Origin of the sequence: Streptomyces sp. BoleA5, from assembly GCF_000373665.1 — a bacterium.
In the GTDB taxonomy this organism is placed as follows: domain Bacteria; phylum Actinomycetota; class Actinomycetes; order Streptomycetales; family Streptomycetaceae; genus Actinacidiphila.
In genome coordinates, this window is sequence record NZ_KB892103.1 from 1 (window position 1) to 22,418 (window position 22,418).

At 72.4% G+C, this 22,418-nt stretch carries 16 protein-coding genes; 9 read left to right on the forward strand and 7 right to left on the reverse strand.

Annotation, left to right across the window (positions count from 1 at the left end):
- The 6 genes from B085_RS0118525 to B085_RS47090 form a co-directional block, all read right to left on the reverse strand.
- On the reverse strand, nt 1-678 hold a 678-nt coding region (locus B085_RS0118525), incomplete at its 3' end, for an NADP(+)-dependent, decarboxylating phosphogluconate dehydrogenase (RefSeq protein ID WP_018560066.1).
- Between the two features lie 88 nt (nt 679-766).
- Entirely contained in the window at nt 767-2,416 is a 1,650-nt protein-coding gene (pgi, locus tag B085_RS0118530) for a glucose-6-phosphate isomerase (RefSeq protein ID WP_018560067.1), read from the reverse strand.
- A complete protein-coding gene (opcA, locus tag B085_RS0118535; RefSeq protein ID WP_018560068.1) occupies nt 2,409-3,458 on the reverse strand; it encodes a glucose-6-phosphate dehydrogenase assembly protein OpcA in 1,050 nt (349 codons plus the stop codon). The genes pgi and opcA overlap by 8 nt, the downstream gene beginning before the upstream one ends.
- Nucleotides 3,455-5,005 carry a glucose-6-phosphate dehydrogenase gene (zwf, locus tag B085_RS0118540; protein ID WP_018560069.1) on the reverse strand — a complete coding sequence of 517 codons (1,551 nt, stop codon included), beginning with the start codon at nt 5,003-5,005 and terminating at the stop codon, nt 3,455-3,457. The genes opcA and zwf overlap by 4 nt, the downstream gene beginning before the upstream one ends.
- Nucleotides 5,002-6,150 carry a transaldolase gene (gene tal, locus B085_RS0118545; RefSeq protein ID WP_026251182.1) on the reverse strand — a complete coding sequence of 383 codons (1,149 nt, stop codon included), beginning with the start codon at nt 6,148-6,150 and terminating at the stop codon, nt 5,002-5,004. The genes zwf and tal overlap by 4 nt, the downstream gene beginning before the upstream one ends.
- A gap of 202 nt (nt 6,151-6,352) precedes the next feature.
- A complete protein-coding gene (locus B085_RS47090; protein WP_158689762.1) occupies nt 6,353-7,126 on the reverse strand; it encodes an RNA polymerase sigma factor in 774 nt (257 codons plus the stop codon).
- A gap of 208 nt (nt 7,127-7,334) precedes the next feature.
- Here B085_RS47090 and B085_RS0118555 point away from each other — a divergent pair, with 208 nt between their 5' ends.
- From B085_RS0118555 to B085_RS0118585, 7 genes are all read left to right on the forward strand, one after another.
- Nucleotides 7,335-7,736 carry a MarR family winged helix-turn-helix transcriptional regulator gene (locus B085_RS0118555; protein ID WP_018560072.1) on the forward strand — a complete coding sequence of 134 codons (402 nt, stop codon included), beginning with the start codon at nt 7,335-7,337 and terminating at the stop codon, nt 7,734-7,736.
- A gap of 196 nt (nt 7,737-7,932) precedes the next feature.
- Nucleotides 7,933-8,937 carry a LacI family DNA-binding transcriptional regulator gene (locus tag B085_RS0118560; protein ID WP_018560073.1) on the forward strand — a complete coding sequence of 335 codons (1,005 nt, stop codon included), beginning with the start codon at nt 7,933-7,935 and terminating at the stop codon, nt 8,935-8,937.
- Between the two features lie 278 nt (nt 8,938-9,215).
- Entirely contained in the window at nt 9,216-10,553 is a 1,338-nt protein-coding gene (locus tag B085_RS0118565) for an ABC transporter substrate-binding protein (protein ID WP_037731953.1), read from the forward strand.
- Nucleotides 10,554-10,560: 7 nt separating this feature from the next.
- The gene (locus B085_RS0118570; protein ID WP_018560076.1) at nt 10,561-11,511 is read left to right on the forward strand and encodes a carbohydrate ABC transporter permease; all 951 of its coding nucleotides are present in this window, start codon (nt 10,561-10,563) and stop codon (nt 11,509-11,511) included.
- A 62-nt stretch (nt 11,512-11,573) separates the two neighbouring features.
- A complete protein-coding gene (locus B085_RS0118575; protein WP_051102105.1) occupies nt 11,574-12,380 on the forward strand; it encodes a carbohydrate ABC transporter permease in 807 nt (268 codons plus the stop codon).
- A gap of 75 nt (nt 12,381-12,455) precedes the next feature.
- Nucleotides 12,456-15,185 carry a glycoside hydrolase family 38 C-terminal domain-containing protein gene (locus B085_RS0118580; protein WP_018560078.1) on the forward strand — a complete coding sequence of 910 codons (2,730 nt, stop codon included), beginning with the start codon at nt 12,456-12,458 and terminating at the stop codon, nt 15,183-15,185.
- Nucleotides 15,186-15,253: 68 nt separating this feature from the next.
- On the forward strand, nt 15,254-18,241 hold the full coding sequence (locus tag B085_RS0118585; protein WP_018560079.1) for a glycoside hydrolase family 2 TIM barrel-domain containing protein: 2,988 nt from the start codon (nt 15,254-15,256) through the stop codon (nt 18,239-18,241).
- On the opposite strand, the gene B085_RS0118590 is transcribed toward B085_RS0118585, so the two are convergent.
- Nucleotides 18,228-18,818, reverse strand: coding sequence for a hypothetical protein (locus tag B085_RS0118590; protein WP_018560080.1), 591 nt, complete (start codon nt 18,816-18,818; stop codon nt 18,228-18,230). The two genes, B085_RS0118585 and B085_RS0118590, sit on opposite strands and share 14 nt — an antisense overlap.
- A gap of 157 nt (nt 18,819-18,975) precedes the next feature.
- Here B085_RS0118590 and B085_RS0118595 point away from each other — a divergent pair, with 157 nt between their 5' ends.
- Together B085_RS0118595 and B085_RS0118600 are read left to right on the forward strand one after the other, a co-directional pair.
- Complete coding sequence (locus B085_RS0118595) at nt 18,976-20,586, forward strand: ABC transporter ATP-binding protein (RefSeq protein WP_018560081.1); 1,611 nt, start codon at nt 18,976-18,978, stop codon at nt 20,584-20,586.
- Nucleotides 20,583-22,361, forward strand: coding sequence for an ABC transporter ATP-binding protein (locus B085_RS0118600; RefSeq protein WP_018560082.1), 1,779 nt, complete (start codon nt 20,583-20,585; stop codon nt 22,359-22,361). The genes B085_RS0118595 and B085_RS0118600 overlap by 4 nt, the downstream gene beginning before the upstream one ends.
- Nucleotides 22,362-22,418 lie beyond the last annotated feature (57 nt).

Below are 22,418 nucleotides of genomic sequence, written 5' to 3' on the forward strand. Positions count from 1 at the left end.
GTCGAGGTGCTCGTCCTCGTCGAGGGCGTTGACGGCCAGGTCGAGCAGCCAGGAGCGGATGACGGTGCCCTCCTGCCAGGAGCGGAACACCTCGCGCACGTCGGTGACCGAGTCGACCTTCTCCAGCAGCTCCCAGCCCTCGGCGTAGGCCTGCATCATGGCGTACTCGATGCCGTTGTGGACCATCTTCGCGAAGTGGCCGGCACCGACCGCGCCCGCGTGCACGAAGCCGAAGTCGCCGGCGGGCTTGAGGGCGTCGAAGACCGGCTGCACCTTCTCGACGTGCTCGGCCTGCCCGCCGACCATGAGGGCGTAGCCGTTCTTCAGGCCCCAGACGCCGCCGGACACTCCGGCGTCGACGAAGCCGATGCCCTTGGCGGCCAGCTCCTCGGCGTGCTTCTCGTCGTCCGTCCAACGGGAGTTGCCGCCGTCGACCACGATGTCGCCCGGCTCCAGGAGGCCGCCGAGCTCGTCGACCACGGACTGCGTGGCGGCGCCCGCCGGCACCATCACCCACACCACGCGCGGTGCGTCGAGCTTGTCGACCAGTTCGGTGAGGCTGCCGACGTCGGCCAGGTCCGGGTCCCGGTCGTAGCCGACGACGGTGTGGCCGGCACGGCGGATCCGCTCGCGCATGTTGCCGCCCATCTTGCCGAGGCCGACGAGTCCGAGTTGCATGTCAGGTGCTCCTTCTGTGTGTCACGGGTGTGGCCGGCGGGCGGCGCGCACCCCGGGGTCGGGCCGGCGCCGCCGTGGAGGTCCCGGGTCAGTTGCCCCGCAGGGTGCGGTACGCGGCCACCAGGGCCGCGGTGGAGGGGTCGAGGCCCGGCACGTCGGCGTCTCCGGTCAGGGCGGGTTCGACGCGCTTGGCGAGGACCTTGCCGAGCTCGACGCCCCACTGGTCGAAGGAGTCGACGTTCCACAGGGCGCCCTGCACGAAGACCTTGTGCTCGTAGAGCGCGATGAGCTGGCCGAGGACCGAGGGGGTCAGCTCGGTCGCCAGGACGGTGGTGGTGGGGTGGTCGCCGCGGAAGGTCCGGTGCGGGACCTGCTCCTCGGGCACACCTTCGGCGCGGACCTCGTCCGCGGTCTTGCCGAAGGCGAGCGCCTGGCCCTGGGCGAACAGGTTGGCCATCAGCAGGTCGTGCTGGGCGGTCAGTTCGGGGCTCAGCTCGCCCGCCGGACGGGCGAAGCCGATGAGGTCCGCCGGGATCAACTTGGTGCCCTGGTGGATCAGCTGGTAGTAGGCGTGCTGCCCGTTGGTGCCGGGCGTCCCCCACACGACGGGGCCGGTCTCCCACTCCACGGGATTGCCGTCGCGGTCCACGGACTTGCCGTTGGACTCCATGTCCAGCTGCTGCAGGTAGGCCGTGAACTTGGACAGGTAGTGGGAGTACGGCAGGACGGCGTGCGACTGCGCGTCGAGGAAGTTGCCGTACCAGACGCCGAGCAGACCGAGGATCAGCGGGGCGTTGGCCTCGGCGGGCGCCGTGCGGAAGTGCTCGTCGACCGTGCGGAAGCCGTCGAGCATCTCGCGGAAGCGCCGCGGGCCGATGGCGATCATCAGGGCGAGGCCGATCGCCGAGTCGAAGGAGTAGCGGCCGCCCACCCAGTCCCAGAACTCGAACATGTTGTCCGGGTCGATGCCGAACTCCGTGACCTTGCCGGTGTTGGTGGACAGGGCGACGAAGTGCCGGGCCACGGCCTTCTCGTCCCCGCCGAGCCCGTCCAGCAGCCAGCCGCGCGCGGAGGTGGCGTTGGTGATCGTCTCGATGGTGGTGAAGGTCTTGGACGCGACGACGAACAGCGTCTCGGCCGGGTCGAGGCCCTGCAGGGCCTCGTGGAGGTCCGCGCCGTCGACGTTGGAGACGAAACGGAACGTCAGCGAGCGGTCGGTGTAGGGGCGCAGCGCCTCGTACGCCATGGCGGGGCCGAGGTCGGAGCCGCCGATGCCGATGTTGACGACGTTCCTGATCCGCCTGCCGGTGTGGCCGGTCCACTCCCCGGAGCGCACCCGGTCGGCGAAGGCGGACATCTTGTCGAGCACCGCGTGGACCCGCGGCACGACGTTCTCGCCGTCCACCTCCACGACGGCGTCCCGCGGCGCGCGCAGGGCGGTGTGCAGGACGGCCCTGCGCTCGGTGACGTTGATCTTCTCGCCGCGGAACATGGCGTCGCGCAGCTCGAAGACGCCGGTGGCGGCGGCCAGGTCGCGCAGCAGCGCGAGGGTCTCGTCCGTGACCAGGTTCTTGGAGTAGTCGATGCGCAGGTCGCCGACCTCCACCGTGTAGCGCCGCGCGCGGTCGGGGTCCGCGGCGAAGAGCTCGCGCAGGTGCGGTCCAGGCCGGCCGGCGGCGCGGTGCTCCGCCAGCGCGGCCCACTGCGCGCGGTGGCTCGGCTTGGGTGTGTCAGGCATCGTGCTTCTCCTGGTTCTCGTGCTGGTGCGCGCGCTGCGGCGGCACCGGAGCGGCCTTCGTGGAACGGGCCTTCGTGGAACGGGCCTTCGCGGCGGGGGCCTTGGCCGGGACCGCCTTAGCGCGGGGTGCCCTGACCTCGGCCCGCAGCGCGGCGGCGTAGGCCTCGTCGGGGTCGAGGCGGCGGAGCTCCTCCGCGATGAGCTCAGCGGTGGTGCGCACCTTCAACGCGAGAGCGCGCGTGGGCTGGCCGGGGATGGACAGCCGGGCCACAGCGCCCTCGGGCCGGTCGATCAGGACGTCGCCGTCCGTGGTGCGCAGCCGGACCGCGGTCACGACGGGCCCGCCGGTGACGACGCGTTCGACGGGCACGCGCAGCCGGTCGGCGAACCAGCGGGCCAGCAGTTCGGCGCTGGGGTTGTCGGCCTCGCTCTCCACGACCGCGGAGGTCACCCGGGCACCGGCCTGGTCCAGCGCGGCGGCGAGCATGGAGCGCCACGGCGTCAGCCGGGTCCACGCGAGGTCGGTGTCGCCGGGCGCGTACGCACCGGCCCGGGCCGCCAGCCGCTCCAGCGGGCGGTCGACGGCGTAGGCGTCGGTGATGCGGCGCTGGGCGAGCGCGCCCAGCGGGTCCTTCGCCGGTGCGTCGGGGCCGTCAACGGGCCACCACACGACGACGGGGGCGTCGGGCAGCAGCAGCGGCAGGACCACGGAGTCGGCGTGCTCGGCCACTTCGCCGAACAGCCTCAGCAGTACCGCCTCGCCGGATCCGGCGTCCGAGCCGACGCGTACCTCGGCGTCGACGCGGGAGGGGGTGTGCCGGCGGGTGGTGCGCGACGGCCGCCTGATGACGACGAGGGTGCGCGAGGGGTGCTCCTGCGCCGCCTGCTCCGCCGCCTTCAGGGCGTCGTGGGCGTTCTCCTCGTCGGTCACGACGACCATGGTCAGGACCATGCCCACGGCGGGGGAGCCGATGGCGCGGCGGCCCCGGACCAGGGCCTTGTTGATGTGGCTTGCCGTGGTGTCGGTCAGGTCGATCCTCATGGCCTGCGCCAGCTCCGTCCGTCTCGTGCGAGCATCTCGTCGGCTTCCGCGGGGCCCCAGCTGCCCGCGGCGTACTGCGCCGGCCTTCCGTGTGTGTCCCAGTACCGCTCGATCGGGTCGAGGATCTTCCAGGACTCCTCGACCTCCTGGTGGCGGGGGAAGAGGTTGGCGTCGCCGAGCAGCACGTCGAGGATGAGCCGCTCGTAGGCCTCGGGGCTGGACTCGGTGAAGGACTCGCCGTAGGCGAAGTCCATGGTCACGTCGCGTATCTCCATCGACGTACCGGGCACCTTCGAGCCGAAGCGCACCGTGATGCCCTCGTCGGGCTGGACGCGGACGACGATCGCGTTCTGGCCGAGTTCCTGCGTGTCCTCCGGGTCGAACGGCGAGTGCGGGGCGCGCTGGAAGACGACCGCGATCTCGGTGACGCGGCGGCCCAGACGCTTGCCGGCGCGCAGGTAGAACGGGACGCCCGCCCAGCGGCGGTTGTCGATCTCCAGCTTGATGGCGGCGTAGGTGTCGGTGGTGGAGGCCGGGTCGATGCCCTCCTCCTCCAGGTAGCCGTCCGCCTCGCGGCCGCCCTGCCAGCCGTGCGCGTACTGGCCGCGCACGGTGTGCGCGCCCAGGTCGCCGGGGAGCCGTACGGCGCGCAGCACGTTCAGCTTCTCGGTGAGCAGGGACTCGGCGTCGAAGGAGGCGGGCTCCTCCATCGCGGTCAGGGCGAGGAGTTGGAGGAGGTGGTTCTGGATGACATCGCGTGCGGCGCCGATGCCGTCGTAGTAGCCCGCGCGGCCGCCGATGCCGATGTCCTCGGCCATCGTGATCTGCACGTGGTCGACGTAGGAGCGGTTCCACAGCGGCTCGAACATCGTGTTGGCGAAACGCAGCGCCAGGATGTTCTGGACCGTCTCCTTGCCCAGGTAGTGGTCGATCCGGAACACCTGCTCCGGGGCGAACACCTCGTGGACGAGCGCGTTCAGTTCACGGGCGCTGGTCAGGTCGTGGCCGAAGGGCTTCTCGATGACGGCCCGTCGCCAGGAGCCCTCGGGGGCGTCGGCGAGACCGTGCTTCTTCAGCTGCCGTACGACCTTGGGGAAGAACTTCGGCGGCACCGAGAGGTAGAAGGCGTAGTTGCCGCTGGTGCCCCGGGCCGCGTCCAGCTCGTCCACGGTGACGGCCAGTTGCTTGAACGCGACGTCGTCGTCGAAGTCGCCGGGGATGAAGCGCATGCCCTCGGCGAGCTGCTGCCAGACCTCCTCGCGGAACGGCGTACGGGCGTGCTCCCGCACCGAGTCGTGCACGACCTGCGCGAAGTCCTGGTCCGCCCAGTCGCGGCGGGCGAAGCCGACGAGCGAGAAGCCCGGCGGCAGCAGCCCGCGGTTGGCCAGGTCGTAGACGGCCGGCATCAGCTTCTTGCGGGACAGGTCGCCCGTCACCCCGAAGATCACCAGTCCGGACGGCCCCGCGATGCGTGGGAGCCGCCGGTCGGACGGGTCGCGCAGGGGGTTGGACCACGGGGTGCCGGGTCCGGTCGTGTCCTTGCTCATCGCGCGTCGGCTCCCTTGCCGTTCAGTGCGGTTGCCACGGCCTGCAGCAGTTCGGCCCAGGCCGCCTCGAACTTCGCCACGCCCTCGTCCTCCAGCTGCCGGACGACCGTGTCGTAGGGGATCCCCAGCCGTTCCAGGGCCGCCAGGTCGGCGCGGGCCCGGTCGTAGTGGCCGGTGACGGTGTCGCCGTCGATGCGGCCGTGGCCGGCGACGGCGTCGAGGGTCGCCTCGGGCACGGTGTTGACCGTTCCCGGTGCGACGAGTTCCTCGACGTACAGCGTGTCGCGGTACGCCGGGTCCTTCACGCCGGTGGAGGCCCACAGGGGCCGCTGCTCGTGGGCGCCGGCCGCGGCGAGCGCGGCCCAGCGGTCGCCGGTGAAGAACTCGCGCTGCGCCCGGTACGCCAGCCGGGCGTTGGCGAGCGCGGCCCTGCCCTTCAGCGCCGACGCCTCGTCCGTGCCCAGTTCCGTCAGCCGCCGGTCGACCTCCGTGTCGACGCGGGAGACGAAGAAGGAGGCGACGGAGTGCACGGTGGACAGGTCGATCCCGGCCGCGCGTGCCTTCTCCAGGCCGGCCTGGTAGGCCTCCATGACCTCGCGGTGGCGGTCGAGGGAGAAGATCAGCGTGACGTTCACACTGATGCCGAGAGCGGTCACCTCGGTGATGGCCGGCAGGCCCTCCGTGGTCGCCGGAATCTTGATCATCACGTTGGGGCGGTCGACGAGCCGGGCGAGCCGCCGGGCCTCGGCGACGGTCGCCTCCGTGAGGTGGGCGAGGCGCGGGTCGACCTCGATCGAGACCCGGCCGTCCCGGCCGCCGGTCGCCTCGTACACCGGGCGCAGGACGTCGGCCGCGGCACGGACGTCGGCGGCGGTCATCGTGCGGACGGCTTCGTCCGGGGTGACGCCGCGCGCGGCGAGACCGGCGAGTTCCTCCCGGTAGTCCTCCCCCGAGCCGATGGCGGCCCGGAAGATGGACGGGTTCGTGGTGACGCCCACCACACGTCCCGACATGACGAGCCGGGCCAGGTCGCCGGAGGCGATGCGTCTGCGTGACAGGTCGTCGAGCCAGACCGAGACTCCCTCGGCGGCCAGTCGCTGCAACGGTTCCGCGGTTGCGGTTGCTTCTTCGTTCACTGTGATCATCTTCTTTCTGCGCTGGCGTCAACCGCGACGGGCCCCAAACGATTCCCGGCCGCCGGAACCCGATTTCCGCAGGTCGCGGGGCGTCCCGGCAGGGATGACCGTCCGGGCCACGGGATCGTGACGAAGCGGCGAAGATCACACATCGCCCGGGTGACGGGCGGACCCGCCCGGGCTTCGCAACACCGCCCCGCACGGCGGTCCGTCACCCGCAGCCGGGGTGCCCGGCACCGACGAGGCCGGCGGAGAGGTACTCCTCCTCGGACACCCCCGTACGCGGACCTTCGGCCGCCCACAGCCGCAGCCGCGCGTCGTACAGCCAGTACGCCGCGATCGAGGGAGGCACGTCCATGATGTCGGCTATGTCCTGGTGTTCGTAACCTTCGACGGACGCGAGGTACACGGCGAACCGCTGCTCCTTCGGCAGCGCGAGGAGCGCGGCGCGGACGTCCGCCTCGGGCAGCAGCACGAAGTCGTCCAGCGTCAGGGCGCGCACGGCGTGCGGCACTCCGGACTCCGGAGGCAGCACGCACACCTCGGGATGGGGGCCGATGAACGCGGTCGCCAGCAGGTCGTAGAGCCACGCCCTGTGGTCGACGCCGTCGAGGAGTCGCGGGAACGCGGCGTGCGCCCGAGTGAAGACCTCCAGCACGAGCTCCTCCGCCTCGGCCGGGTCGCCCGTGACGCCGGCCGCGGCCCGGTAGACGGGATCCAGGTGGGCGAGCACATCGCGCTCGAAGCGGGCCGCGAACCGGGGCGGGTCGCCGTCAGCGACGGGCGGAACCGGTCCGTCGACGGCCGGCCGGCCCTGCGGGGCGCGCACGCTCCTGCGGTGCCGGCCGCTGCCGGGCCCCGTACCGCTCCCGCGCCCATACTGCTCGCCGTCGGCGCGCCGGCCCCGGTGCCGGCCACCGCCCGGGCCGGGTCCCGCGTACCGGAGTCCGGCGGTGGCCTGGGGGTTCGTCAGCGACTGAGGCATGTGCGTCTCTTTCCGGGATGGTGTGCGGAGTCGGTCCGGCGGTGCGGGCAGGGGTCGCCGGACCGCACGGCCCGGCGCTAATTGCTTCGCGCAGCAAATATATATCCTTCGCGGAGCAAGTAAAGTGGGGGGCATGCCAGACCCCACGCACTCGCCGGAATCCACTCCGGGGCCCCCGGATTCACTCAATCCGGACGAAGAGGACCTGATGCGGTCCCTCAGCCGGGTCATCTACGCCCTGCCCCGCGCGCTGGACGCCGACATGGCCCGCGAGCAGCGGCTGCCCCTCATCGAGTACCAGGCACTGATGCACCTCTCGGAGGCGCCGGACCGTCAGCTGCGCATGAGCGACCTCGCCACCGCCTGCGAGAGGTCGCTCAGCGGCATGACGGGCGTGGTGCACCGGCTGGAGGGGCAGGGGTACGTCCGGCGGGTCAAGGGCGCGCGGGACGGCAGGAGCTGGAACGCCGTCCTCACCGACACCGGACTGGCCCGCCTGGAGGAGGCCTGGCCGTCCCATCTCGCCTCCATGCGCCGCCACTTCCTGGACCACCTCGCCGGTCTCGACCTCCGGGCCCTCGGCGCGGCGCTGCGTGCCGTGGCCACCTGACCCGAGGCCGCCTTTCCCGTGGCCACCTGACCCGAGGCCGCCTTTCCCGAGGCCGCCTTTCCCGAGGTCAGGGCCGCGCCGAGGAGTCCCGGCCCGCCCGGTCGCACGGTGGCCCGATCTCGCGCCGCCGCGTCCCGGACGTGCATACTCGGGCCCTGCGGGCGCGCCGGCACCCGCGACGATCGGGAGGTGCGCGATGGTGTCGTCGTCGGGAACGGAATCCCGGAGGGTCACGATCCATGACGTCGCCCGGTCCGCCGGGGTGTCCCGGCAGACCGTGTCCCGGGCGCTGAACGACAAGGACGAGATCGACGGCGCGACCAAGCAGCGCGTCCTCGACGCCGCCCGCGAACTCGGCTACCGGCCGAGCCGCTTCGCCCGCGGCCTGGTCCGGCAGGACACCACCACGATCGGGCTGGTCATCCCCGACCTGCTCAACCCCTTCTTCACCGAGGTGGCCGCGGCCGCGCTGGAGGCGGCCCGGGCGCGCGGCTGGCACGTCGTGGTCTACGACACCGCGGACCGCGCCGAGGAGGAGTTCGGGACCCTTCAGGTGATCGCCTCACAAGTGGACGCGGTGGTCGGCTACTTCAGCTGCTCCGAGCACGACCTCGAACGCTTCACCCGCGGACTGCCCGTGGTGCTCATCGGCCGTGAGCACCCCACGGGGCGGTTCAGTTCGATCCGCATCGACGGCGAGGAGGGCGTCCAGACCGCGGTCGCGCACCTCGTCGCCGCGGGCCACCGGCACATCGGCATGCTCGACCACGACGGCCGCGCCGAGCCGAGCGTGCGGCGCGACTGGTTTGCGACGGCCGCGGCGGCCCACGGGATCGCCCCGGACAGGGTGGTCGGGGCCCAGCAGTCGGCCGACGGCGGGGGGACGGCCCTCAGGAAGCTGCTCGGCACCCACCCCGAGGTCACCGCGGTGTTCACCTTCAACGACATCATCGCGATCGGCGCGCTGCGCGAGGCCCGCCGGCTGGGCAGGAGCGTCCCCGAGGACCTCGCCGTGGTCGGCTTCGACGGCCTGCAGCTCGGCACGCTCGTCGAACCCCCGCTCTCCAGCGTCGCGCTCGACACGCGCCGCCTCGGCGCACTCGCCATCGACCAGGTCGCACGCCTGCTGACCGGGCTGGAACCGCTCGGCGCCGACGACCTCGTCGTCCGGGCGCAACTGCGGCTGGGCGGTTCCGCCTAACCTCCCGGACCCGTGTGCGCCGCAAACCCTTGACACTTGAAGCCACCGGAGCGCACACTTCCGAACAATTCTCAATCAGCCCGTGAGCGTTCACGTGAACGCTCACGTGAACGCTCACGGGACCAGAACAACCGGTTTTGCCCCTACTTGCGACGGTCGTTCGGTGCTTGCGCCGGAACCCGTTGCGCTTGTTTCCCCTTCTCAACAGCACGTCCCGCCTGAGGTGTCAACGTCGACCCGTCTAGCGACCTCGCTAGTCGTCCTCCGGAACGGAAACCATGAGCAGCACAGTCACGCGCATCCGCCTCGCCGCCGTCGCCGCGGCAGCCAGCATCGCCGTACTCGCCGGATGCTCATCGCCGGCTCCTTCGGGTAACAGCGCATCGGCAGACTCCTGCGCCCCCGCGAAGGGCAAAGTCACCCTCCAGTACTGGAACACCGTTCCCGGCATGGACGAAGTCGTCGCGCTGTGGAACAAGAAGAACCCGAACATCCAGGTCGAGACGAAGAACATCTCCAACGACCAGTACGGCACACTCGGCAACGCCCTCAAGGCGGGCAAGGCGCCGGACCTCGCGCAGGTCGGCTACGACGAACTGCCCAACCTGCGCAGCCAGGACGCCTTCACGGACGTCTCCGCCTGCAAGGCGGCCACCGGCGCCAAGTCGGCGTTCGTGCCGTGGACCTGGTCACAGGCGAGCTTCGGCGGCACCGGGGTGTTCGCCATGCCGCAGGACACCGGCCCGATGGCCCTGTACGTGCGCAGCGACCTCTTCAAGAAGCACGGCCTGGAGATCCCCAAGACCTGGGACGAGTACGCGACCGAGGCGCAGAAGCTCCACAAGGCGGACCCGAACCTCAGTATGACGTTCTTCGACCCGAACAACGCCGAGTGGTTCAACGGGCTCCTCTGGCAGAACAGCGCCGAGATGTACTCCTACTCCGGCGACAAGTGGCACGTCACCGTCGAGTCCGAGCAGAGCAAGCAGGTCGCCGACTACTGGCAGAAGCTGATCGACGCCAAGCTGGTGCGGACCGACCTCGCCCACGGCTCGACGCAGATGTACACGGCGTACCAGAAGGACCAGATAGCCACCTACGTCGGCGCCGCCTGGGGCTACAGCATGTTCCGCGACAACCTGCCCAAGCAGGCGGGCAAGTGGTCCATCGTGCCGATGCCGACCTGGGGTACGAACGCGGCGTCCGGTGACTGGGGCGGCTCCACCGTCGCCTTCATGAAGGGCGGCGAGCACCCCTTCGAGTCGGTCAAGTTCAACACCTGGCTGAACACCGACCCGGAGGCGCTGGCGCTGGAGAACAAGCTGGGCGGCCTCTACCCTGCGGCCACGGCCGGTCTGGCGCTCCCCGCGCTCTCCCAGGGTGTGCCGTACTACAACAACGAGAAGATCTTCGACGTCTTCGCCGACTCCTCCACGAAGATCGACACCGGCTTCACCTGGGGCCCGACCCAGAAGACGGTGAACCTGGCGCTGCAGGACGCGATGGCCAAGGCGGCCGCCGGTGACGGCACCGTCGGCGACGCGCTGACGGCCGCCCAGGACGCCGCGCTGAAGTCGATGAAGGACCAGGCGATCCCGGCCGCGGCGGGCGAGTGACCGCGGCATGACCGACCTCGCAACCCGCGCCGCGCGCGTGGTGGCGACCACCGAGGGGCGCCGTCGCCGTCACAACGGCGGCGGCCCGCGGGCGGGCACCATCGCCGCGTTCGTGACCCCGTTCTTCCTGCCGTTCGTCCTCTTCTACCTGGTGCCGATCGGCTACGCGCTCTGGCAGAGCCTGCTCGTGGTGCGCCGCACGGGCGGCCAGTACGGCACCTCGTACACCACCTTCGGCGGCTTCGAGCAGTACGCGCAGGTGTTCCGGAACACCGAGTTCTGGGGCAGCATCGGGCGCATCGGGCTCTTCGGCGTCGTACAGGTGCCGGTGATGCTCTTCGTCGCGCTGGTGATGGCGCTGCTGCTCGACACTCCCCTGCTCAAGCTCAAGTCGTTCTTCCGCATCGCGGCCTTCATGCCGTACGCCGTACCCGGCGTCATCGCCGCGATCATGTGGTCGTACCTCTACTCGCCGCAGCTCAGCCCGGTGGTCGACCTGCTCGAGGGCGTGGGCCTGCAGCCCGACTTCCTCGGGCCGGGCGCCGTGCTGTGGTCGGCGGCGAACGTGTCGACCTGGCTCTGGACCGGCTACAACATGCTGATCATGTTCTCGGCGCTGCAGTCGATCCCGCAGGAGCTGTACGAGGCCGCCAAGCTCGACGGCGCGAGCAACTGGGCGATCGCCTGGCGGATCAAGGTGCCGATCATCGCCCCTTCCGTCGTCCTCACCACGGTGTTCTCCATCATCGGCACACTGCAGCTGTACGCCGAGCCGGCCGTGCTGCGGCAGATCTCCTCGAACATCTCGAGCACCTTCACCCCGAACATGCTCGCGTACACGGTGGCCTCCGGGAACAACTACCAGCAGGCGGCGGCGATCTCCGTGGTCATCGCCGTCATCACCTTCGTCTTGAGCTTCGGGTTCATGCGACTGACCTCGAAGAAGGCGGGACTGTGAGCGACCGGACCACCAGCACCCACGCCCCCGTCCGCGAGAGCCGGATCAGCCGCACGGCCGCCATGGCGCTGATGTTCCTGCTGGCGGTCTACTTCCTGCTGCCGGTCTACTTCCTGGTCGTCGCGGCGACCAAGCCGCAGGGCGATCTCGCCTCCACCAACGGCCTGGCGTTCTCGCACTTCGACCTGTTCGGCAACCTCGACACCCTCTTCACGCGCAGCGACGGCATCTTCGGGCGCTGGGCGCTGAACAGCGTGCTCTACGCGGTGCTGGGCGCGGCCGTGGGGACCCTGATCTCGGCGCTGTGCGGCTACGCGCTCGCCAAGTTCAGCTTCAGGGGACGGGAGTTCCTCTTCTCCGTCATCCTCGGCGGGATCCTCGTACCCACCACCGCGCTCGCGCTGCCGCTGTTCCTGCTGTTCTCGGCGACCGGGCTCGTCAACACCTGGTTCGCGGTGTTCCTGCCCAGCATCGTCAGCCCGTTCGGCGTCTACCTGGCCCGGATCTTCGCCGCGTCCGCCGTCCCCCAGGAGATCCTGGAGTCGGCGCGCCTCGACGGTGCCGGCGAGTTCCGGACGTTCTTCTCGGTGGCGTTCAAGCTGATGACGCCCTCGCTGGTGACCATCTTCCTGTTCCAGTTCGTCGCGATCTGGAACAACTTCTTCCTGCCGATGGTGATGCTGCAGAAGGAGTCGCTCTTCCCGATCACGCTCGGCCTGTACCAGTGGAACGGCCAGACCGCCCGCGCGCCTCTGCTGCAGGAGTCGGTGATCACCGGCTCGCTGGTCTCGATCGTGCCCGTGATCGTCGTGTTCATCCTCCTCCAGCGGTTCTGGCGCACCGGACTGGCCGCCGGCTCGCTGCGCTAGCCCCTCGCTTTCCCTCCACCCCTTCCCGGTTCTCCCCTTCCCCGCCGCCCCACCTGCACAGAAGGTCCCGTTGCCATGCCCACATCCGCCGTCTTCGTGCCCCACTTCCACTGGGACCGGGAATGGTACGAGCCCTTCCAGGTCTTCCGGCACCGGCTCGTCACCGCCCTCGACACCGTGCTGGAGACGGCCGAGACGAACCCGGACTTCCGCTTCACCGTCGACGGGCAGATGGCCGCGCTCGAGGACTACCTGGAGATGCGGCCGGAGAACCGCGAACGCGTCACGGCCCTGGTCGCCGAGGGCCGGCTCGCGATCGGGCCGTGGCTGATCCTGCTCGACGAGTTCCTCTGCTCGGGCGAGACGATCGTGCGCAACCTGCAGATGGGCTGGGCGGCCGCGGCCGAGCTGGGCGGCTCCATGCCCATCGGCTACCTGCCGGACATGTTCGGCCACGTCGCCCAGATGCCGCAGATCCTGGCGCGCGCGGGCATCGAGCACGCGGCGCTGTGGCGCGGGGTGCCCGGCTCCGTCGACGGCCACGCCTTCCGCTGGCGCGCACCGGACGGCTCGGAGGTGCGCACCGAGTTCCTCTTCGACGGCTACGACAACGGTCTCGACGTGCTGCTGGTCCCCGATCAGATCGCCCGCGCGCTCGGCGAGTACGCGGAGATGACGGCGGGGCGGTGGGGCGGCGACCCGGTGCTCGCGATGGCGGGCACCGACCACAACGCACCGGACCCGCGGCTGGCCGAGTGGCTGCGGCAGGCCTCGGGCGAGGAACGCGCCATCACCATCGCCACGCTCGACGAGTACATTCGCGAGCACGTGCGCGACGAGGTCCCGGCGGTCGTCACCGGCGAACTGCGCAGCCATGTGCGCGGCAACATCCTGCCGGGCGTGCTCTCGGTGCGGCGCGGGCTCAAGCGCCGGATGGCCGTCGCCGAGCGCACCGTCGACCATGCCGAGCGGATGAACGCGCTGTGGTCGGCTCGTGACGACTCGCCGTTCCTCTCCCTCGCCTGGCACAAGATCATCGAGTCGAGCGCCCACGACTCGGTCGTCGGCTCCGGCACGGACGAGACCGCCGACCAGGTCGAGGCGCGGCTAGCCGAGGCCGCCCACGCCGCGCGCGCCGTCCGGGACGCGGCGCTGGCCGGTCCGGCCGCCCGCGTGCCCGCCGACGGCCACCTCGTCGCCAACCCGCTGGCCACCCCCCGCACGACGCTGGTCGAGGTCGACGTCATGGCCCCGCCCGAGGGGTCCGCCCTGGTCGCGACCGCGGCCGACGGCTCCGAGCACCCCGTGCAGCTGGTCGCGCAGGCGCCGACCGTGCTCAGCGACGAGCGCATGGACGCCTCGCAGCTCGAACGCGTACTGCGCCGCATCCACCGCCGTGAGTTGTTCGGCCGGCAGATCGACCACTACGAGCTCACCGCGGGGTCGCTCGTCTTCCACCTCGCCGAGGTGCCCTCCAGCGGTCCGTTCGACCTGCTGATCCTGCGCCGCGAGGTCGCCGCCGCGGCCGCCGCGCACCCGGGCGGGTGGCGGGTGCTGACGCTGGAGGAGGCACGGGCGACCGCGCTGGTGCCGGTCTCCGTCCCCGCCTCCGGGCTCGCGAGCTTCACGGTGGCACCGGCCGTGCGGACATCCGCGCCGGGCATGAGGTTCGCGCCGGCGACGGCGACGGCCGGGGCGCTGTCGAACGGGCTCGTCGAGGTCGTGATCGCCCCCGACGGCACCCTGGAGGTCACCGGGGCGGACGGTACCGTGTTGCGGGGGGTCGGTCGTCTCGTCGACGGCGGTGACCGCGGCGACAGCTACAACTACGGCCCGCCGGCGCACGATCTGCTCGTCTCGGAACCGACGGAGGTCGGCGCCGAGCTCCTCGAGAACGGCCCCCTGCGGTCGAGGGTGCGCATCACCCGTGTGTACGCGTGGCCCGCCGCGCTCTCCCCCGACCGCGACGTACGCGCCGGCCGGACAGTGCCGACCCCGGTCGAGACCCTGGTGGAACTGCGGGTGGGCGAGCCGTTCGTGCGCGTCACGACCTCGTTCCTGAACCAGGCCGCCGACCACCGGCTGCGCTTCCACGTCCCGCTCCCCCGGCCGGCGGCCGTCTCGGCGTCGGCCGGGCAGCTCGCCGTCACCGAGCGCGGACTCACCGCCGAGGGCGGCTGGGGCGAGTACCCGATCCCGACCTTCCCCGCGAGCACCTTCGTCTCGGCCGGAGCGGCCACCGTGCTGCTCGACCACGCCACCGAGTACGAGCTCACCGGTGAGGGCGCCGAACTCGCCGTCACCCTGCTGCGCGCGATCGGCTCGATCAGCGTCAACATCCATCCGCTGCGCGACGAGCCGGCGGCGAGCGAGATCCCCGCGCCGGGGGCTCAGGACCTCGGGGTGCGCATCGAGAACCGTTTCGCCGTCGTGCCCTCGGCGGGCGGCTGGCAGGACGCGGACGCGGTCGCGCTGGCCGAGGAGTTCCGCAACGACGTGCTGGTCACCCGCGGCACCGCGCCCGCCGGGGGGCCGCTGCCCGCCGACACGGCCGGCGTGCGGGTCGACGGCGCGGACGTGTTCGTCTCGGCCGTGCGCCGCGTCACCGGTGACGGCCTCGGCGCAGGCACCGAGGTGCGGCTGGTGGCGATGAGCGGCACGGGCGCCACGGCCCGCGTCACCGGCGCCTTCACCCGGGTGACCACGGTCGACCTGCTCGGCCGGCCGCTGGCCGCCGAACCCGCGGAGGGCGGCCTCGAACTCGCCCTCGGCCCGTGGGAGATCCGGACGATCGTGCTCCGGTAGCGGTCGCGGACCCGCCCGCGACCCCACCCGGGATCCCCCCTCCGCTACCAAGAAAGAGTTGTGACCTCTTGCCCTCCCAGCTCTCCGCGTATGTTTCGGACACCACCCCAGGGCGTGGCGCGCTGCGCCCGGCGCGGTCGTGGCTGCACTCCGACGCCCCCTCCCACTCCCTCAACGGGCACTGGCGGTTCCGGCTGTCGCCCACGGCGACGGCGGCGGAGGACTTCGCGGCCGAAGGATTCGACGACGGCGGCTGGGACGGCATCCCGGTGCCCTCCCACTGGGTGCTCCAGGGCGACGGGGCCTACGGCCGGCCGATCTACACCAACATCCGGTACCCCTTCCCCGTCGACCCGCCCCACGTACCGGACGAGAACCCGACCGGCGACTACCGCCGCCACTTCGACCTCCCATCCGACTGGTCACGGGCCGAACGGGTCGTGCTGCGGTTCGACGGGGTCGAGTCGCTGTTCAAGGTCTGGGTGAACGGCCACGAGATCGGCAGCGCCTCCGGCAGCCGGCTCGCCCACGAGTTCGACGTGACCTCCTCGGTGCGCCCGGGTGACAACGTCGTCGCGGTGCGGGTGCACCAGTGGTCGGCGGCGAGCTACCTCGAGGACCAGGACCAGTGGTGGCTGCCGGGCATCTTCCGCGACGTCACCCTGATCGCGCGGCCGGCCGGAGGCGTCGAGGACGTCTGGCTGCGCACCGGGTTCGAGCGGGGGCGCGGGCGGATCGACCCGGAGGTCACCGCTCAGGCGGCGGCCTTCCCCATCACCCTCCGCATCCCCGAACTCGGCGTCGAGCGCATCTGGGAATCCGCCGCCGAGGTGGCCCCGTTCGAGGTCGGCGGGGTCGAGCCCTGGTCGGCCGAAGTGCCGCGGCTGTACGAGGTCACCGTGGCCTCGGCCGCGGAGACCGTCACCGTGCGGACCGGCTTCCGCACGGTCGAGATCCGCGGCGACCGGTTCCTCGTCAACGGCCGGCGCGTCGTCTTCCACGGGATGAACCGTCACGAGACCCACCCCGAACGCGGCCGTGTCTTCGACGAGCAGCACGCGCGCGAGGACCTGGCCCTGATGAAGCGGTTCAACGTCAACGCGATCCGCACCAGCCACTACCCGCCGCACCCGCGGCTGCTCGACCTCGCCGACGAACTCGGCTTCTGGGTCGTCCTCGAGTGCGACCTGGAGACGCACGGCTTCGACAAGGACGGCAGCTGGGCCGGCAACCCCAGCGACGACCCGGCGTGGCGCGAGGCGTACCTGGACCGTGTCCGGCGCACCGTGGAACGGGACAAGAACCACCCCAGCATCGTGATGTGGTCGCTCGGCAACGAGGCGGGGACGGGCGGCAACCTCGCCGCGATGTCGGCGTGGGTGCACGCCCGCGACGTGGGGCGCCCCGTGCACTACGAGGGCGACCACGCCGGCGCGTACACGGACGTCTACTCGCGTATGTACGCGTCGGTGGCGGAGACCGAGCAGATCGGGACGGACGGCTCACGCACGCCGCTGCAGGGCTGCACCCCCTCGCAGGGTGCGCGACAGCGCACCAAGCCGTTCCTGCTGTGCGAGTACGCCCACGCGATGGGCAACGGGCCGGGTGCGCTCGACCAGTACGAGGAGCTGGTGCACCGGCACCCGCGCCTGCACGGCGGGTTCGTCTGGGAGTGGCGCGACCACGGCATCCGGGCGACGGCGCCGGACGGCACCCCCTACTACGCGTACGGCGGCGACTTCGGGGAGGTCGTGCACGACGGCAACTTCGTGATGGACGGGATGGTGCTCAGCGACGGCGTCCCGACCCCCGGTCTCCATGAGTTCAAGGCGGTCGTGCAGCCCCTTCGCCTCACCTTCCACCACGGTGACGACGGGACGGTGGAAGTCGCCAATCTGCGGCACTCGGCGGACACCTCCGACCTGCGCTTCCGCTGGCGCGTCGAGCACGACGGCAGACCCGTGGACTCCGGGGAGCTGGAGGTGCCCGTCGTCGCGGCCGGCGGGTCGGCGCGCGTGCCGCTGCCGCGGATCGAGGTGTCCGGGGAGTCGGAGACATGGCTCACCCTGGACGCGGTCCTGGCCGCCGGCACCACGTGGGCGGACGAGGGGCATGTGGTCGCGACCGCCCAGCTGGACCGTTCGGCGCGGCGTACCGTGCCCGCCGTCCGGCCTCCGGCCGACTGGCGGCAAAGCGACGGGACGCTGACGCTCGGCGTCGCCGAGTTCACCGGAGGGGCCCTCGTACGGCTCGCCGGCCGCCCGGTGGCGGGCCCTCGCCTGGAGCTGTTCCGTGCCCCGACCGACAACGACGAGGGCACCTCGGGGGTGGCCGAGGAGAGCGACGCCCACGTCCCCGGGGTCTCCAACGCCGAACTGTGGCGGCGCGACGGCCTGGACCGGCTGACCTCGCGGCTGGTGTCGGTGGAGACCGCCGCGGACGCCCTGCGGACCGTCGCCAGGGTATCCGCGGCGGACTCCGCGTCGTCGGTGACGGTCGAGACGGTCTGGTCCCTGGAGGGCGACGACCTCGAACTGCGTGTGGAGATCGAGCCGTCGGTCGGCTGGACGACGGTGTGGCCGCGCATCGGCGTCCGCTTCGACCTCCCCGACGGCGCCGCTCCGGTCGACGGCGCCGAGTGGTTCGGCCTCGGACCGCACGAGTCCTACCCCGACAGCCTTCGCGCGGCGCGCACCGGCCGGTTCTCCGCCGGTGTCGACGAGCTCTCGGTCGACTACGCGCGCCCCCAGGAGACCGGGCACCGCTCGAGGTGGCGTGAACTGGAGCTGACCAGTGGCGGAACCGCGGTGCTGCGCCTCGCGGCCGTCCCGGACGTCCAGGGCCGCCTGCCCGGTTTCACGCTCAGCCGTCACACGCCGCAGCAGATCGCCCGGGCGGCGCACCCGTTCGAGCTCCCGGAGTCGTCGACCAGCCACCTCTTCGTCGACGCGGCGCAGCACGGCCTCGGCTCCCGGGCGTGCGGACCCGACGTGTGGCCGGAGTTCGCGCTCCGCCCGCAGGCCCGCACGATCAGGCTCCGGGTCACGGCGGTCTGAGGTGGCCTGGCAGAAGGCCGCGGTGAGCGGCCTTCTGCCGAGGTGGTGGCAGGAAGTGCATGGTGCTGATGTAGGCCGACCCGGCGGCGACCGAGGCGATGACCGCCGAGGAGCGCGCCGAGGTGTTCCGCGGACACGACCGGCTGCACGAGGACCTCGCGGGCACCGGCGAGATGCGGAACCGCGCCGGACTCGGCCTCCCCAGGGACGCCACGACGATCCGACGGGCCCCGCCCTCACGGCGCCGGTGCCGGTGCCGGTGCCGGTGCCGGTGCCGGTGCCGACGGATGGTGACGGCAGGTGACGGGGCGGGCTCGGTCCGTCCCAGGCGGCTCGCCGCCTCCCGCAGCGCCGGGTCGGTGCGCGCGCCCTCCCGCACCTCTTCCGGGGTCAGCTCCCGCGCCGGCACCTTCGCGGCGCGCTCGCCCAGGCCCTCCGGGAGGACGCGGGCCATCCGCAGGAAGCTCGCCGGCGTGCCGCTGCCGACGAGGAACCGCTCGCCCGTGCCGAGGTCACTTCGCCGCGGCACCGGCTCGTCGTCCGCCGCGGTGCTCCGGATGCCTCCGGGGGACCTCATCCCCGAGTCAACTTAGTGTAGCCTTACCTAAGCTCCAGACATGGGGTGCTGGTCGCCGTCGGCTTGGTACCGGAGGGTTCGCGGGGTGGGAACGAAGGCACCGTCGGGGCGGGTTGTACTGCTGCGGACGGTCAGGGGCCGGCGGAGGGACGTCGCCATGGGCGCCGTGCTCGGCGCCGGCCATCAGTTCGGGGAGGCTCTCGTCCCCGTCATCATCGGCGTCGTCATCGACCGGGCCGTCTCCGACGGCGACGGGCGCGCCCTCTTCGGCTGGCTCGCCGTGCTGGCCGTCGTGTACGTGGGGCTCTCCCTCAGCTTCCGCTTCGGCGCCCGCGCCGGCGAACGCGCCGCCGAACAGGCCGCGCACGACCTGCGGATCGCCCTCGTACGACGGGTCCTCGACCCCGGCGGCGGCGCCGAACGCGGCCACCTGCCCGGCGAGTTGGCGAACATCGCCACCGAGGACGCCAAACGGGTCGGCGCCGTCAACATGGCCGTCATGACGGGGATCTCCGCCCTGACCGGGCTCCTGGTCAGCGCCGTGGCACTGCTGCGCATCTCCGTGCCGCTCGGTCTGGTCGTCCTCCTCGGCACACCGCTGCTGCTCTGGCTCGGGCACCTGCTGAGCAAGCCCCTTGAGCGGCGCAGCGAGGCCGAGCAGGAGGGGGCCGCGTACGCCTCCGGGATCGCCGCCGACCTGGTGGCCGGACTGCGGGTGCTCAAGGGCATCGGCGCGCAGGCCGCCGCCGTCGAACGGTACCGGCGCACCAGCCGCGCCTCGCTCGGCGCGACGGTGCGGGCGGCGCGCGCCGAGGCCTGGCAGAGCGGAGTGGTGCTCACCCTCACCGGCGTCTTCATCGCGCTGGTCGCGCTGGTGGGCGGACGGCTCGCCGCGGCCGGCGACATCACGCTGGGTCAGCTCGTCTCGGCGGTCGGCTTGGCGCTGTTCCTCCTGGGCCCGCTGGAGGTCTTCGCCTGGGTCAACGCCGAATTCGCCCAGGGCCGGGCCTCCGCGGGTCGCATCGCGGCCGTGCTCTCCGCGGAACCCGACGTGCTGCCCGGTGGACGCGCCCTGCCGGAACCGGTGCTCGGCGGCCTGCGGCTGCGCGGCGTCACCCTCGGCGCGCTGCGCGACGCCGACCTCGAGGCACGGCCCGGCGAACTGCTCGGCGTGGCCAGCACCGACCCGGCCGCCGCGCAGGCGCTGCTCGCCTGCCTCGGCCGCGCCACGGACCCGGAGGCCGGCGTCGTCGAACTGGACGGCGTGCCCCTGCCGGAGCTGGACCCCGCGCGGCTGCGCACCGTGGTCCTCGTCGCGGCGCACGACGCCGACCTGTTCGAGGGCACCCTCGCCGACAACCTGGGCGGCGCCGGGGAGTGCGACCGCGCGCTGGCCGCCGCCTGCGCCGACGAGGTCGCCCGGGCCCTGCCTCAGGGCACCGCCACCGAGGTCACCGAGGGCGGCCGCTCGCTCTCCGGCGGCCAGCGCCAGCGCGTCGCGCTCGCCCGCGCCCTCGTCGCCGACCGCCCGGTGCTCGTCGTCCACGACCCCACCACGGCGGTCGACGCGGTCACCGAGGCCCGCATCGCCTGCGGCCTGCGCGAGCACCGCCGGGGCCGTACGACGCTGCTGGTCACCAACAGCCCGGCCCTGCTGTCCATGGCCGACCGCGTCGTCCTGCTCGACGGCGGCCGGGTGGCCGCCGACGGAGCACACGGCGACCTCGTGCACCGAGACCCGACCTACCGGACGGCGGTACTGGCATGACGACGGCATCGGGATCCGCGGCGCGCGAGCTGCTGCCCACCGCGACGCCCGCGCGGACGCGCGCCGCGGTGCGCGAACTGCTGCGGCCGCACCGGGCGGCGGCCGTGGGCGGAGCCGTGGTGATGCTGGTGGCGACCACGGTGGGGCTGCTGACACAGCCGCTGCTGGGGCACATCGTCGACCTGGTCACCGACCGGCACCCGGCGGGGGCGCTGACGCTTCCCGTGGTGCTGCTGGTGCTGGTCGCGGTGGCGCAGGGCGTGGCCACGGCCCTCGGCATGTCGCTGGTGTCGCGGCTGGGCGAGACGGTGCTCGCCGAACTGCGCGAGCGCTTCGTCGAGCGGGCGCTGTCCCTGCCGCTGGAGCGGCTGGAGCGGGCCGGGTCCGGCGACCTCAACTCCCGGGTGACGCGCGACGTGTCACGGGTGGCGGAGGCGGTGCGCAGCGCGCTGCCGGAACTCGTGCGGTCGGGGCTGTCCATCGTGCTGACGCTGGCCGCCCTCGCGGTGCTGGACTGGCGGTTCCTGCTGGCGGCGCTGCTCGCACTGCCGGTTCAGGCGCACACCGCGCGCTGGTACGTCCGCAACGCCACCCCGCTGTACGCGAAGGAGCGCGTCGCCACCGGGGCGCAGCAGCAGCAGCTGCTCGACACGATCGGCGGGGCGGCGACGGTGCGGGCCTACCGTGCCGAGGCCGCGCACACCGAGCGGGTCACCGAACGCTCCCGCGCCGCCGTGGACCTGACGCTGCGCGGGGTGCAGCTTGTGCTGCGCTTCTACAGCCGGCTGCACGTGGCCGAGTACACCGGGCTGGCCGCCGTGCTGGTCACCGGTTTCCTGCTGGTGCGCGGCGGTTCCGCGTCGATCGGCACGGCGACGGCGGCGGCCCTGTACTTCCACAGTCTGTTCGGCCCGGTGAACACCGCGCTGGTGCTGCTGGACGACGCCCAGTCCGCGACGGCCGCCCTGGCCCGGCTGGTCGGGGTCGTCGACGAACCCGCACCCGCCGCCGCGGAAGACGCACCGCAGCGGGACGTCCCCGGCGTTCCGGGCGTCACCGTCGAGGGCGTCGGCCACGCCTACGTCCCGGGGCGGCCGGTGCTCAGTGACGTGGACCTGGTGCTCCGGCCCAAGGAGAAGGTCGCCCTCGTCGGTGCCAGCGGCGCCGGCAAGACCACGCTCGCCAAGATCGTCGTCGGCATCCACCGGCCGTCGTCGGGCCGGGTCGAGGTCGGCGGCGGCGAACCCGCGGAGACCGGGCGCACGGTCGCGCTGGTCACGCAGGAGGTGCACGTCTTCTCCGGCCCGCTCGCCGACGACCTGCGCCTGGCCCGCCCGGACGCCACGGACGAGGAACTGCGCGAGGCCCTGGAACGGGTGGGCGCGCTCGGATGGGCGCAGGCGCTGCCCGAGGGCCTGGACACCGTCGTCGGCGACGGCGGTCACCGGCTGACCGCGGACCGCTCGCAGCAACTCTCCCTCGCCCGCCTGGTGCTGGCCGACCCGCCGGTCGCCGTCCTCGACGAGGCGACGGCGGAGGCCGGCAGTTCCGGCGCCGGGCGGCTGGAGGAGGCCGCCGAACGCGCGCTGGAGGGCCGTACGGCGCTGGTCGTCGCGCACCGGCTCAGCCAGGCCGCCGCCGCCGACCGGGTGGTGGTGATGGAGGAGGGCCGCATCGCCGAGAGCGGCACCCACGACGAACTGCGCGCCGCAGGGGGGCCGTACGCCGCCCTGTGGCAGGCGTGGGCGGAGCAGCGCAGCACCCCCCGGCCGTAGCCGGCCGCCACCAGCCACAGACCTGACCACAACCGAAACGAACAGAAGGATCACGCG

Bases quoted from the DNA above. Each gene is read 5' to 3' on its own strand.
- pgi (WP_018560067.1), bottom strand. From the start codon at position 2,416: ATGCCTGACACACCCAAGCCGAGCCACCGCGCGCAGTGGGCCGCGCTG.
- opcA (WP_018560068.1), bottom strand. From the start codon at position 3,458: ATGAGGATCGACCTGACCGACACCACGGCAAGCCACATCAACAAGGCC.
- zwf (WP_018560069.1), bottom strand. From the start codon at position 5,005: ATGAGCAAGGACACGACCGGACCCGGCACCCCGTGGTCCAACCCCCTG.
- tal (WP_026251182.1), bottom strand. From the start codon at position 6,150: ATGATCACAGTGAACGAAGAAGCAACCGCAACCGCGGAACCGTTGCAG.
- B085_RS47090 (WP_158689762.1), bottom strand. From the start codon at position 7,126: ATGCCTCAGTCGCTGACGAACCCCCAGGCCACCGCCGGACTCCGGTAC.
- B085_RS0118555 (WP_018560072.1), top strand. From the start codon at position 7,335: ATGCGGTCCCTCAGCCGGGTCATCTACGCCCTGCCCCGCGCGCTGGAC.
- B085_RS0118560 (WP_018560073.1), top strand. From the start codon at position 7,933: ATGGTGTCGTCGTCGGGAACGGAATCCCGGAGGGTCACGATCCATGAC.
- B085_RS0118565 (WP_037731953.1), top strand. From the start codon at position 9,216: ATGAGCAGCACAGTCACGCGCATCCGCCTCGCCGCCGTCGCCGCGGCA.
- B085_RS0118570 (WP_018560076.1), top strand. From the start codon at position 10,561: ATGACCGACCTCGCAACCCGCGCCGCGCGCGTGGTGGCGACCACCGAG.
- B085_RS0118575 (WP_051102105.1), top strand. From the start codon at position 11,574: ATGGCGCTGATGTTCCTGCTGGCGGTCTACTTCCTGCTGCCGGTCTAC.
- B085_RS0118580 (WP_018560078.1), top strand. From the start codon at position 12,456: ATGCCCACATCCGCCGTCTTCGTGCCCCACTTCCACTGGGACCGGGAA.
- B085_RS0118590 (WP_018560080.1), bottom strand. From the start codon at position 18,818: ATGAGGTCCCCCGGAGGCATCCGGAGCACCGCGGCGGACGACGAGCCG.
- B085_RS0118595 (WP_018560081.1), top strand. From the start codon at position 18,976: ATGGGCGCCGTGCTCGGCGCCGGCCATCAGTTCGGGGAGGCTCTCGTC.
- B085_RS0118600 (WP_018560082.1), top strand. From the start codon at position 20,583: ATGACGACGGCATCGGGATCCGCGGCGCGCGAGCTGCTGCCCACCGCG.